13 protein-coding genes and 1 other annotated feature are annotated in these 12,240 nt (G+C 35.8%); all 13 genes read left to right on the top strand.

All coding sequences use genetic code 11. From position 1 onward, the window contains the following. Window positions 1-7 precede the first annotated feature (7 nt). The 13 genes from ftsZ (at window position 8) to AC4GZ8_RS18690 (ending at window position 12,206) form a co-directional block, all read left to right on the top strand. Window positions 8-1,156, top strand: coding sequence for a cell division protein FtsZ (ftsZ, locus tag AC4GZ8_RS18750; RefSeq protein ID WP_491083415.1), 1,149 nt, complete (start codon window positions 8-10; stop codon window positions 1,154-1,156). A gap of 353 nt (window positions 1,157-1,509) precedes the next feature. Further along, window positions 1,510-2,445, top strand: a complete 936-nt coding sequence (spoIIGA, locus tag AC4GZ8_RS18745) for a sigma-E processing peptidase SpoIIGA (RefSeq protein ID WP_491083414.1) — start codon at window positions 1,510-1,512, stop codon at window positions 2,443-2,445. 122 nt (window positions 2,446-2,567) lie between these two features. Next, window positions 2,568-3,287 carry an RNA polymerase sporulation sigma factor SigE gene (gene sigE, locus AC4GZ8_RS18740; protein WP_491083413.1) on the top strand — a complete coding sequence of 240 codons (720 nt, stop codon included), beginning with the start codon at window positions 2,568-2,570 and terminating at the stop codon, window positions 3,285-3,287. Between the two features lie 100 nt (window positions 3,288-3,387). Beyond that, entirely contained in the window at window positions 3,388-4,209 is an 822-nt protein-coding gene (sigG, locus tag AC4GZ8_RS18735) for an RNA polymerase sporulation sigma factor SigG (RefSeq protein WP_491083455.1), read from the top strand. Between the two features lie 144 nt (window positions 4,210-4,353). Then, a complete protein-coding gene (locus AC4GZ8_RS18730) occupies window positions 4,354-4,608 on the top strand; it encodes a YlmC/YmxH family sporulation protein (protein WP_491083412.1) in 255 nt (84 codons plus the stop codon). Window positions 4,609-4,700: 92 nt separating this feature from the next. Next, a complete protein-coding gene (pgeF, locus tag AC4GZ8_RS18725; RefSeq protein ID WP_491083411.1) occupies window positions 4,701-5,537 on the top strand; it encodes a peptidoglycan editing factor PgeF in 837 nt (278 codons plus the stop codon). 3 nt (window positions 5,538-5,540) lie between these two features. After that, the gene (locus AC4GZ8_RS18720; RefSeq protein WP_491083410.1) at window positions 5,541-6,227 is read left to right on the top strand and encodes a YggS family pyridoxal phosphate-dependent enzyme; all 687 of its coding nucleotides are present in this window, start codon (window positions 5,541-5,543) and stop codon (window positions 6,225-6,227) included. A 1-nt stretch (window position 6,228) separates the two neighbouring features. Continuing rightward, entirely contained in the window at window positions 6,229-6,678 is a 450-nt protein-coding gene (locus tag AC4GZ8_RS18715; RefSeq protein WP_491083409.1) for a cell division protein SepF, read from the top strand. A gap of 6 nt (window positions 6,679-6,684) precedes the next feature. Then, the gene (locus tag AC4GZ8_RS18710) at window positions 6,685-6,948 is read left to right on the top strand and encodes a YggT family protein (RefSeq protein WP_491083408.1); all 264 of its coding nucleotides are present in this window, start codon (window positions 6,685-6,687) and stop codon (window positions 6,946-6,948) included. Window positions 6,949-6,999: 51 nt separating this feature from the next. Then, entirely contained in the window at window positions 7,000-7,776 is a 777-nt protein-coding gene (locus AC4GZ8_RS18705) for a YlmH family RNA-binding protein (RefSeq protein ID WP_491083407.1), read from the top strand. 137 nt (window positions 7,777-7,913) lie between these two features. Continuing rightward, window positions 7,914-8,420 carry a DivIVA domain-containing protein gene (locus AC4GZ8_RS18700; protein ID WP_491083406.1) on the top strand — a complete coding sequence of 169 codons (507 nt, stop codon included), beginning with the start codon at window positions 7,914-7,916 and terminating at the stop codon, window positions 8,418-8,420. 70 nt (window positions 8,421-8,490) lie between these two features. Continuing rightward, window positions 8,491-8,719 (top strand) — a binding site (T-box leader). Between the two features lie 114 nt (window positions 8,720-8,833). After that, on the top strand, window positions 8,834-11,596 hold the full coding sequence (gene ileS / locus AC4GZ8_RS18695) for an isoleucine--tRNA ligase (RefSeq protein WP_491083405.1): 2,763 nt from the start codon (window positions 8,834-8,836) through the stop codon (window positions 11,594-11,596). Between the two features lie 286 nt (window positions 11,597-11,882). Further along, window positions 11,883-12,206, top strand: coding sequence for a TraR/DksA family transcriptional regulator (locus tag AC4GZ8_RS18690; RefSeq protein WP_491083454.1), 324 nt, complete (start codon window positions 11,883-11,885; stop codon window positions 12,204-12,206). Window positions 12,207-12,240: the final 34 nt, after the last annotated feature.

Below are 12,240 nucleotides of genomic sequence, written 5' to 3'. Positions count from 1 at the left end.
ATTTTGCATGTTGGAGTTTGATACAAATATTGACGGCTTAGCTACCATTAAGGTCATCGGAGTTGGTGGCGGTGGTAATAACGCCGTTAATCGAATGATAGAACATGGGGTTCAAGGTGTAGAATTTATTGCAGTTAATACGGATGCTCAAGCACTAAATTTATCTAAAGCTGAAGTGAAAATGCAAATCGGTTCAAAATTAACAAGAGGATTAGGCGCAGGTGCTAATCCGGAAGTTGGGAAAAAAGCTGCTGAAGAAAGTAGAGAGCAAATCGAAGAAGCGTTAAAAGGCGCAGATATGGTATTCGTAACAGCTGGAATGGGTGGTGGAACAGGAACAGGTGCAGCACCTGTTATCGCTCAGATTGCAAAAGATCTTGGTGCATTAACAGTTGGTGTTGTTACAAGACCTTTCACTTTTGAAGGCCGTAAACGTCAAATGCAAGCTGCTGGCGGAATAACATCAATGAAGGAATCGGTTGATACATTAATTGTCATTCCGAATGATCGACTACTTGAAATTGTAGATAAGAACACACCAATGCTTGAAGCATTTAGAGAAGCGGACAATGTATTACGTCAAGGTGTTCAGGGTATCTCAGACTTAATTGCAACACCTGGTCTAATTAACCTTGATTTCGCTGATGTGAAAACAATTATGTCTAATCGAGGATCGGCATTAATGGGGATTGGTGTAGCAACTGGAGAGAATCGTGCTGCAGAAGCTGCTAAAAAGGCCATTTCAAGTCCATTATTAGAAAAATCAATTGATGGAGCACAAGGTGTTCTTATGAACATTACTGGTGGAATGAATTTAAGCTTATATGAAGTTCAAGAAGCTGCTGATATCGTTGCAACTGCTTCAGATCAAGATGTAAACATGATTTTTGGATCTGTTATTAATGAAAATTTAAAGGATGAAATTATAGTTACAGTTATTGCAACTGGTTTCACTGAGCAGGAAATGAACTCTTTAAAGCCCCAAAATACTCGTTCATTTGGTAACGCTGGTACAATGTCTAAACCTGCTCCAAAGCGTGAAACTCATCGAGAAGAACCAGTTCAAGAGACAATTAATCGCGGTAATGTTCAACAACAAACAGATGAAGCATTAGATATTCCAACGTTCTTGAGAAATAGGAATAAACGCAGATAAAGAAAGAGTGCCAAAAGGCACTCTTTCTTTTCTATTCTATCCTCTCATATACCACTGCAAATAAGAAAATTTTTCACTTAATCAATATTACAGTCATCTAAAAATTTCCTCTTTTAATTAATTATTGGGTTAATTTAAATAGATCTAGTCGTTCACTATTTATCCCCTTTTAGTCCGGTCGACAAAAATTCTAATAATCTTTCAAAAATACTTACTGTTTCTCGGCAGTAAGTGACAGACTTCCTATTTGATTGGATTTATACTATTTCCAACAGCTGCTCATCTATTGATCTACTTTTTAGTGGGCTTGATAATAGGAGGGATTTGTATGCCAGAGGGGAAAGGGGTAGCAGATGTCTATTTATTTAGACGTTATATGGTTTTTGAACTTTTCCTTTGATTTACTTCTGCTGGTTTTAACTGCAATCGTGTTAAAAAGGAAAATAAATAAATTTCGATTGGTCTTAGCTGCCCTGATAGGGTCAAGTATTGTAATCATGATGTTTACTCCGCTTGCATTTATTGCAACTCATCCGTACGGGAAAATGTTAATCTCCTTTTTGATGGTTTTATCAGCTTTTGGGTTTAAAAGATTTCGTTTTTTCTTTCAAGGACTGCTTACCTTTTATTTCGTAACCTTTTTGGTTGGCGGAGGAATGATTGGAGTTCATTATTTTTTACAACAAGAAATGACCTATCTAGATGGGGTTTTAATGACAAATTCTACTGGATTTGGACATCCAATTAGCTGGTTGTTTGTTCTAATTGGTTTTCCAGTTCTATGGCTGTTTGCTAGAAATAGTTTAGAAGGTATTGAAGCTAAGAAAATTCATTATGATCAGATAGTTAATGTACAGATCAAAGTGGATGATATTCAGTTTACACTAAAAGGACTAATTGATAGTGGCAACCAGCTGTTTGACCCTATAACAAGAAGTCCTGTAATGATTATCGATACTTTAAAAGTACAGGAATTTCTTCCGAAGCTTCTTGTTCATCAAGCAACCCAGGATGATGTGATGAAAGCGATGAGTGAACAGCCAACTAACGAGAGTCATCCGTGGGAACATAGAGTTCGTCTTATTCCTTATCGAGTAGTAGGAATTGAGCATCAGTTTTTACTAGGTTTCAAACCTGATGAAGTATGGATTGAAACCCAAAATGAAACATTCAAAGTTCATAAAACAATTATTGGTTTGAATCGAACGACACTATCCTCAGAGGACGCTTATGAGTGTATAGTTCATCCTAAAATGCTACAAGGAACATCGATCCAACAAGTGTCTTAGTGGTGCTACTTCTATCTTACTCTGTTCCGAATCATTTAGTACGTTAGAGTATATTTTCTTTTCATATTTTTTAGAATTTACTTTGTATATGAAATACAATTAAGATCTTGAGGGGGAGGACAATGAAAAAATTAAAATTACATCTTACTTATTTGTGGTATAAGCTATTAATTAAACTAGGGATCAAATCTGATGAGGTTTATTACATAGGTGGAAGTGAAGCATTACCACCACCTCTCTCTAAAGAAGAGGAAGAAATACTACTTCAAAAGCTGCCATCGGGGGATCAAGCTGCAAGATCAATATTAATTGAGAGAAATCTTCGCCTAGTTGTTTATATTGCACGAAAATTCGAGAACACAGGTATAAACATTGAAGATTTAATCAGCATAGGAACAATTGGATTAATTAAAGCAGTGAATACGTTTAATCCAGAAAAGAAAATCAAGCTTGCTACATATGCATCACGCTGTATTGAAAATGAGATCTTAATGTATTTGCGTAGGAACAACAAACTTCGTTCTGAGGTATCGTTTGATGAACCACTAAACATTGATTGGGATGGGAATGAATTATTGTTATCAGATGTACTTGGAACAGAGGATGATATTATTACAAAAGACCTTGAAGCAAATGTAGATCGAAAATTGCTCTTAAAAGCTCTTCAACAATTAAATGATCGTGAAAAACAAATAATGGAACTTCGTTTTGGATTGCAAGGAGGGGAAGAAAAAACTCAAAAAGATGTTGCAGACATGTTGGGTATTTCACAATCCTATATTTCAAGGCTTGAGAAAAGAATTATAAAAAGGTTGCAAAAAGAATTTAATAAAATGGTGTAAAAAAAATTTTTATTTGTTGAATACTTGATATATCAATAAAAAGAGGATATCTACTTCATGTAACGTAGATAGCTTGTGCATATTTTTTCCTGTCGAGGAGATACTTAACTCTGTACAGCAACTCCTGTTAGGAGGGAAAGATGTGACAAGAAATAAAGTCGAAATTTGTGGAGTAGATACCTCAAAACTTCCAGTTCTTAAGAATGAGAAAATGAGAGAGCTATTTAAGCAAATGCAAAACGGAGACTTATCAGCAAGAGAAGAGCTGGTAAATGGCAACTTAAGATTGGTACTTAGTGTAATCCAGCGATTTAACAACAGAGGAGAATTTGTTGACGATTTGTTTCAAGTTGGCTGTATAGGATTAATGAAATCCATAGATAATTTTGACTTAGGCCAGAATGTCAAATTTTCAACATATGCTGTACCAATGATAATCGGAGAAATCCGTAGATACTTAAGAGACAATAACCCAATCCGAGTCTCCCGCTCACTCCGAGACATTGCTTATAAGGCGCTTCAAGTAAGAGAACGTCTGATGAGTGAAACATCTAGAGAGCCTACAGCAGAGGAAATATCTAAGGAGCTTGATGTGCCTCACGAAGAGATTGTATTCGCACTTGATGCTATTCAGGACCCTGTATCACTTTTTGAGCCAATTTATAATGACGGAGGAGATCCTATCTTTGTCATGGATCAGTTAAGTGATGAAAAAAATCGGGATATTCAATGGATAGAAGAATTAGCATTAAAAGAAGGTATGAGACGATTAAACAGTCGAGAAAAACTAATTTTAAGAAAGCGTTTCTTCCAAGGGAAGACTCAAATGGAAGTTGCAGAAGAAATTGGAATATCTCAAGCTCAAGTGTCAAGACTTGAAAAAGCTGCAATTAAACAAATGAATAAAAATATCCAAAATTAGGGCTGCTCATAATGAGGAGCCTTTTTCCATTCCTTAGAAAGAAAAAGTTTCCTTGTTTTGAATAGTTAGGCTACATACCAACATAGATATGTAAGAGGGGAGTTAGTGAAGTAACGACTGACAAAAGATATTGGAGGGAAGGTTATGTATATTTCTGAGTTCCAAACAAAAGACGTAGTCAATGTATCTGATGGAAAAAAGATGGGGAACATAGGAGACTTCGATATTAATGTTACAACAGGGAAGATTCAAGCTATTATTATTAATGGGAATGGCAAAATGCTTGGCTTTTTTGGGAGAGATGAAGAATGTATCATTCCTTGGAGAAATATAGTGAAAATAGGGGAAGATGTCATTTTAGTTAGAATGAATCGACAAATTGATCTACAAGAAGAATAATTTCTCATGAATGCTAAACGTTAAGGGGAAATTGTGGTAAAATAAAGAGCGATAGAACACATTAAATGTCGAATAAAAGGGTTGAACATATTATGATAGCTAACGTTTTTGAGCGAAGGGACAAAACCCACTTAACTTTAACAGCTTGGAATGACTTAATAGACGGTTTGACAGTTGGCTTTTCCACGAAATCTGGTGGTGGAAGTACTGGGAACTTTAGTTCTTTAAACCTTGGCCTTCATGTTAAAGATCAACCAGAAATTGTTAGGGAAAATCGAGAAATTCTTGCTAGGGAACTTTCATTTCCATTAAAAAAATGGGTCTTTGCTGAACAGGTACACTCAAACAAGATTATGAAAGTGAACAAATTTAGCAGAGGGAAGGGAATTCACACTTATGAGGATGGATTAGCAGGGTGTGACGGTGTATATACTTCTGAAAAAGGCATTATGCTATCCCTTTGTTTTGCAGATTGTGTCCCATTGTTTTTTATTGCTCCTAAGCACTCCTTGATAGGGTTGGCGCATGCTGGCTGGAAAGGAACAGTAAAAGATATAGCAGGAAAGATGGTGAAAAAATGGCAGGAAGATGAAGGTGTAGATGCCAAGGATATTTATGTTGCCATTGGCCCTTCAATTGGAGGATGCTGTTATATCGTTGATGAAATAGTGATATCATCAATAGATAAACATGTGGTAAAAAATTATCCATTGCCATATAAAACATTATCTAATGGAAAATATCAGTTAGATTTAAAGCTTCTTAATGAGCATTATTTACGTAATGTAGGGATTGCAGAAGACCATATACTGATTTCAGGGCTTTGTACAAGCTGTGAGGAAGAATTATTTTTTTCACACCGCAGAGATAATGGGCATACAGGTAGAATGCTAAGCTTTATTGGAATAAATGAGGAGGTTACCCTCTAAAAGATGAACGTACAGGAAAATTACCGAAAAATTAAAAAAACAATACAAAATACTTGCCAACGAATTGGCAGAAATCCAGAAGAAATAAACGTAATAGCAGTTACAAAATATGTTAGTGTTCAACGTGCTAAAGATGCGCTTGAAGCTGGAGTTCGTCATCTGGGTGAAAATCGGGATGACGGACTAAATGAAAAGTTAAAAGAACTAGGGAATACTCCAACATGGCACTTTATTGGTTCGTTACAGACAAGAAAAGTAAAAAATATCATAGATAAAGTGGATTATATCCATTCTCTTGATAGACTGTCTTTAGCGAAAGAAATTGATAAACGAGCTATAAAACCAATGAAATGTTTTGTTCAAGTTAATGCCTCTGGAGAAGAATCAAAACATGGATGTTCACCAGAGGACCTCGTTGACTTCGTTCAACAGTTAACTCAATACCGGAATATTCAAGTCGTTGGTTTAATGACAATGGCACCATTTACTAATGATAAAGATGCCATAAGAAGTTGTTTCAAAAAGTTAAAACAACTTAAGCATGATGTACAAGCTTTACAGTTACCTTCAGCTCCTTGTCATGAATTATCTATGGGAATGTCAAATGATTATGAAATAGCTATTGAGGAAGGCTCAACGTATATAAGAATCGGGACTTCACTTGTTGGAAATGAAACTGGAGGTGTTTAATATGTCCATAAAAAATAGATTTAAAAGCTTTTTTGCTTTAGATGAAGAAGAATATGAATACGAAGAGCCTGAAACGAAACAAGAAGAATATGAGGCTCCGCAGCAACAAACTTTTCCACAAAAATCTTCACAAACATCAAAACAAAATGTGGTAAGTTTGCAAAGTGTTCAAAAATCATCTAAAGTGGTTTTAAGCGAACCAAGAGTTTATGCAGAAGCGCAGGAAATAGCTGATCAATTAAAAAATCGTCGTGCTGTTGTTGTCAACCTTCAAAGTATACAAAGAGATCAAGCAAAACGGATCGTTGATTTCCTTAGCGGTACAGTATATGCGATCGGTGGAGATATTCAACGTATTGGAACGAATATTTTTCTTTGTACTCCTGATAATGTGGATGTATCAGGAGCGATATCTGAATTAGTAACAGAAGATGATCATCAAAGGTGGTAGGCAAACATGAGTATATTATTAAGTTTAATTAACACCCTAATCACGTTTTACTCGTATGCGCTTATCGTATACATATTACTTTCATGGTTTCCTGGAGCTAGAGAATCAGGTTTTGGTCAATTCTTGGCTAAAATCTGTGAACCTTATTTAGAGCCATTCCGAAAAATCATTCCTCCATTAGGAATGATTGATATTTCACCAATTGTCGCAATCTTAGCTTTACGTTTTGCACAATATGGTGTTGCATCAATATTTAGAATGATTGGCTAGGGACTATTTATATAGTCCCTCTTTTTTCATATTTTAAAACGGAGTTGTATTATGGATCAAATTTACCAACATTTTCGTCCTGAAGAGAGACAATTTATCGATCAAGTAGTGGAATGGAAGGAAAAGGTTCTAAATCAATATAGCCCAAAGCTAACTGATTTTCTAGACCCACGTGAACAAGAGATTGTTTCTTCTGTTATAGGGGAACATTCAGAAGTCAAAGTGTCTTTTTCTGGAGGGGGTAAGGATACAGAAAGAAAGCGTGCACTATTGTATCCGGAATATTATCAGGTAGAAGAAGAAGATTTTCAACTAACATTGTTTGAAGTTCAATATGCCTCGAAATTTATTACATTACAGCATAGGCAAGTGTTAGGATCTTTAATGAGTCTTGGATTAAAGCGCAATAAGTTTGGTGATATTCGATTTCACCATGATACGGTACAATTTATTTGTGCAAGCGAGACCTCTGATTATCTTCGTGCGAATTTTTATGAAATAGGTCGTGCTAAAATATCTTTAAATGAACTGGAAGTTAATCAATTTATCCCAAATATTGAAGATGTACAAGAGATCATCACGACAGTTACCTCTTTACGACTTGATGTAGTAGGAGCAGCAATCTATAATCTATCACGCCAAAGAGTTCAACCTCTCATCGCAAATGGACTTGTGAAGGTGAACTGGAAGGTTGTTGAGTCTACTTCGTTTGAGTGTCGTGAAGGTGATACCTTGTCAATCAGAGGATATGGAAGAAGTAAATTGACTTCGATTGAGGGAAGAACAAAAAAAGATCGAATAAAAATTGTCGTGAGTAAGCAAAAATAGAAAAAATTAATAGTCATGTTAGGCATGAAAATCAAAATAATTTAAAGAAATAGCAGGATTTTCAACAAACCTGTCGAAATATGATTTATAATGTTGTCAAGGATTAACTATTTAACTACATATTGGAGGTGGCATCCATGCCTTTAACACCTTTAGACATCCATAATAAGGAATTTAATAAAGGGTTTCGTGGATACGATGAGGATGAAGTAAATGAATTTTTAGATCAAGTCATTAAAGACTACGAGATGATTATCCGCGAAAAGAAAGAATTAGAGTCTCGTGTATCAGAATTAACTGAAAAACTAGGTCACTTTACCAATATTGAAGAAACATTGAATAAATCAATTGTGATCGCACAAGAAGCAGCAGAAGAAGTGAAGCGCAATGCTCAAAAAGAATCAAAGCTTATCATTAAAGAAGCTGAGAAAAATGCTGATCGAATTATTAATGAATCATTATCAAAATCGCGAAAAATTGCGATGGAAATTGAAGAACTGAAAAAGCAATCGAAAGTATTTAGAACACGTTTCCAAATGTTAATTGAAGCTCAGCTAGATCTTCTTAAAAACGATGATTGGGATCATTTACTAGAATATGAAGTTGAGCCTATTTTTGGTGAAGCTGAAGAAACAAAAAGCTAAACTTGACTTTTTGTTTTTTTATCGCATATAATACGGAAACGTAGATGTTTTTTAAAATTCAAAACACAAATAATAAACGGTGAAAGGGACAGTAGTCTTTTAACAACCTTATTTAAGCGAATCGAGGAGGGTGGAAGCTCGACATAAGGATAAAAGATGAACATCACCCTTGAGTTCCATGCTGAACATTTTTATAAGTAGGCAATGGCGATACATTCACGTTACGAATGCTGGAGTGGATTAAATGATTGATTTAATCTAATAGGGTGGTACCGCGAGATAACCTTCTCGTCCCTTGTAGGGATGAGAAGGTTTTTTGTGTTTTCAGGAGGCATAATCAAATAAATGGTTTACCTCATGAGAAGGAAAATAAAAAATAGCTAAAAGAATCATTAATTATTGGAGGAATAAAGATGGATTACAAAGATACCCTTCTGATGCCCAAAACAGATTTTCCGATGAGAGGGAACTTACCAAAAAGAGAGCCATTAATTCAAGAAAAATGGGAAGAAATGAAGATTTATGAAAAGGTGCAAGAACGTACAAAAGACCGTCCTCTTTTCGTTTTACATGATGGACCTCCATATGCGAATGGTGACATTCATATGGGGCATGCTTTAAACAAAATCTTAAAGGATTTTATTGTTCGTTACAAATCTATGAGCGGATACTGTGCTCCTTATGTACCTGGTTGGGATACACACGGTTTACCAATCGAGACGGCTTTAACGAAAAATAAAAAAGTAAAAAGAAAAGAAATGTCGGTAGCTGAGTTCCGTAAGCTTTGTGAGGAATATGCATGGGAGCAAATCAATGGTCAACGTGAGCAATTTAAGCGTCTTGGTGTACGTGGAGATTGGGAAAACCCATACGTTACACTAAAGCCTGAATATGAAGCACAACAAATTAAAGTATTTGGTGAAATGGCGAAAAAAGGATATATCTATAAAGGGTTAAAACCTGTTTATTGGTCTCCATCAAGTGAATCAGCTCTTGCAGAAGCAGAGATTGAATATGCTGACAAACGCTCACCATCAATTTATGTAGCCTTTCCTGTTAAAGATGGAAAGGGTGTCCTTTCAACTGATGAAAAAATTGTTATCTGGACAACAACTCCATGGACAATGCCAGCTAATTTAGGTATTTCTGTCCATCCAGAGCTTGAATACAGTGTGGTGGCAGTAGAGGATGGAAAATTCGTTATTGCTTCTGAGTTAGTTGAATCTGTCGCTTCAACAATTGGTTGGGAAAATTATGAAGTAAATCGTACAATAAAAGGTTCAGATCTTGATCGAGTTGTTGCAAAGCATCCAATTTATGATCGTGATTCACTTGTTATGCTTGGTGAACATGTTACCAGTGATGGTGGAACGGGGTGTGTTCACACAGCACCTGGTCATGGGGAAGATGACTTTATTGTAGGTCAACAATATGGCCTAGACGTTTTATGTCCAGTCGATGAAAAAGGATATATGACAAAGGATGCACCTGGCTTTGAAGGATTATTCTATGATGAAGCGAACAAACCAATCACAGAAAAACTTCAAGAAGCGGGAGCATTATTAAAGCTTCAATTTATTACACACTCTTATCCACATGACTGGAGAACAAAGAAGCCAACTATTTTCCGTGCAACAGCTCAATGGTTTGCGTCTATTAAAGATTTCCGTGATGATTTATTAAAAGCTGTTAATGAAACAAAATGGGTGCCAGCTTGGGGTGAAACTCGCCTTTATAACATGGTTCGCGATCGAGGAGATTGGTGTATTTCTCGTCAACGTGCTTGGGGTGTACCAATTCCGGTATTTTATGCTGAAAATGGTGAGCCAATTATCACAGATGAAACAATTGAACATGTTTCAAGCTTGTTCCGTGAGCATGGTTCAAATATTTGGTTTGAACGTGAAGCAAAGGATCTATTACCAGCAGGATTTACGCATGAAGGTAGTCCAAACGGTAAATTTACAAAAGAAAATGACATTATGGATGTTTGGTTTGATTCCGGTTCTTCTCATCAAGCTGTTTTATTAGAAAGAGAAGATCTCCAAAGACCAGCTGATTTATATTTAGAAGGATCAGATCAATATCGTGGATGGTTTAACTCTTCTTTATCAACTGCTGTAGCTGTGACTGGAAAAGCACCTTACAAAGGTGTTCTATCCCATGGATTTGCCTTAGATGGTGAAGGTCGTAAAATGAGTAAATCTTTAGGGAATACTGTTGTTCCTGCAAAGGTTATGAACCAACTTGGGGGAGATATTCTTCGTTTATGGGTAGCATCAGTAGATTATCAAGCAGATGTTCGTGTGTCTGATGCCATTCTTAAGCAAGTGGCTGAAGTATACCGAAAAATTCGTAACACGTTCCGTTTCTTGTTAGGAAACTTAAGTGATTTTAATCCCGCAACAGATACAGTAAGCTTAGAAAATCTAAGAGATGTTGACCGTTATATGCTTGTAAAGCTTAATAATCTAATTAAACGTGTGAAAGAAGCTTATGATCAATATGAATTTGCAGCAATTTATCACGCAGTACACAATTTCTGTACAATTGAATTGAGCTCTTTCTACTTAGATTTTGCCAAAGACGTACTTTATATTGAATCAAAAGAAAATCAAGAACGTCGTGCTATTCAAACCGTTCTTTATGAAACACTGCTTTCACTAGTTAAATTAGTAACACCAATCCTTCCTCATACAGCTGATGAAGTTTGGGAACAAATTGAGTCTGTTGATGAAGAAAGTGTTCAACTTGTTGATATGCCAGAGGTAAAAGAATATGAACAAGCAGATGAGCTTGAGAAGAAGTGGGATTCTTTCATGACATTGCGTGATGATGTGTTAAAAGCTTTAGAAGTAGCCCGTAATGAAAAAGTCATCGGAAAATCCTTAACAGCTAGTATTTCACTTTACCCAAATGCAGAGGCAAAAGCATTACTTGAATCTGTTAAGGAAGATTTAAAACAGCTATTTATTGTTTCTGGTTTTGAAATCGCCGGAGATTATGATGCTGCACCTGAGAATGCTCAAGCGTTCGATTCAGTTAAAATAGTTATTTCGCAAGCAGAAGGTGAAACTTGTGACCGTTGTTGGATTGTTACACCTGAGGTAGGTCAAGTTGAAGACCATCCAACATTATGTCAACGCTGTGCGACTATTGTTAAAGAACATTATTAATGTGAAAAAAGTCATATCCATAGGATATGGCTTTTTTGTGTTTCAAAACAATATATAAACGCCCATTTTTTCACAAAACTGTTTGGAACGAGTTTTAGCAGGGTAAAAATAAATAACTAATAAAAATTGGCCGAAAAAATGAAGTTAACAGCCATTGCATGCACAGGAAAATTCTTATCAGGGTGAGTCATCAAACTTTCGGGCAAAACTATATTAACATCATGAGCAGGATAAGGAGTTGTCCATCTTGAATAAATTTTCTGGTATTCGCTATGAATTGCAAGTGATGAAAGAGGAGCTGCGAGCACGTTTATTCGAACACAGTTTGTTTGAAATGACTTGTGATGATCATCAGGGCAAAAGTCAAACATTGATCCATCATATAAAAGAAGAACTTCAAGATGTAGAACATGCCTTAATGAAAATTGATAAAGGCCTTTACGGGTATTGTGAAGAAACCGGTGAAGAAATTCCTTTTGAAAAATTAAGGATACTCCCAACAGCTAGAACAAAGTACGATTTCTTTTTCCAAGAATTATTTGAACGAAAATCCCTTCCACACCATGATTATACTCATGAAGAAACATATATTACAGGTAGTGATTTTTAAGCAAAAGCTCGAATTACTTACTATTGTGAGTAAT

Source organism: Metabacillus sp. RB-C-LZQ-3-1 (assembly GCF_058315175.1).
Note: the sequence above shows the minus strand (reverse complement) of the source record. Positions and strands in the feature narration are given on the sequence as shown.

What these genes read in the sequence shown, in the direction of transcription:
- AC4GZ8_RS18700 (WP_491083406.1), top strand. Translation starts at nt 7,914, where the DNA reads ATGCCTTTAACACCTTTAGACATCCATAATAAGGAATTTAATAAAGGG.
- AC4GZ8_RS18720 (WP_491083410.1), top strand. Translation starts at nt 5,541, where the DNA reads ATGAACGTACAGGAAAATTACCGAAAAATTAAAAAAACAATACAAAAT.
- sigE (WP_491083413.1), top strand. Translation starts at nt 2,568, where the DNA reads ATGAAAAAATTAAAATTACATCTTACTTATTTGTGGTATAAGCTATTA.
- AC4GZ8_RS18730 (WP_491083412.1), top strand. Translation starts at nt 4,354, where the DNA reads ATGTATATTTCTGAGTTCCAAACAAAAGACGTAGTCAATGTATCTGAT.
- AC4GZ8_RS18705 (WP_491083407.1), top strand. Translation starts at nt 7,000, where the DNA reads ATGGATCAAATTTACCAACATTTTCGTCCTGAAGAGAGACAATTTATC.
- AC4GZ8_RS18710 (WP_491083408.1), top strand. Translation starts at nt 6,685, where the DNA reads ATGAGTATATTATTAAGTTTAATTAACACCCTAATCACGTTTTACTCG.
- AC4GZ8_RS18690 (WP_491083454.1), top strand. Translation starts at nt 11,883, where the DNA reads ATGAAAGAGGAGCTGCGAGCACGTTTATTCGAACACAGTTTGTTTGAA.
- ftsZ (WP_491083415.1), top strand. Translation starts at nt 8, where the DNA reads ATGTTGGAGTTTGATACAAATATTGACGGCTTAGCTACCATTAAGGTC.
- spoIIGA (WP_491083414.1), top strand. Translation starts at nt 1,510, where the DNA reads ATGTCTATTTATTTAGACGTTATATGGTTTTTGAACTTTTCCTTTGAT.
- pgeF (WP_491083411.1), top strand. Translation starts at nt 4,701, where the DNA reads ATGATAGCTAACGTTTTTGAGCGAAGGGACAAAACCCACTTAACTTTA.
- AC4GZ8_RS18715 (WP_491083409.1), top strand. Translation starts at nt 6,229, where the DNA reads ATGTCCATAAAAAATAGATTTAAAAGCTTTTTTGCTTTAGATGAAGAA.
- ileS (WP_491083405.1), top strand. Translation starts at nt 8,834, where the DNA reads ATGGATTACAAAGATACCCTTCTGATGCCCAAAACAGATTTTCCGATG.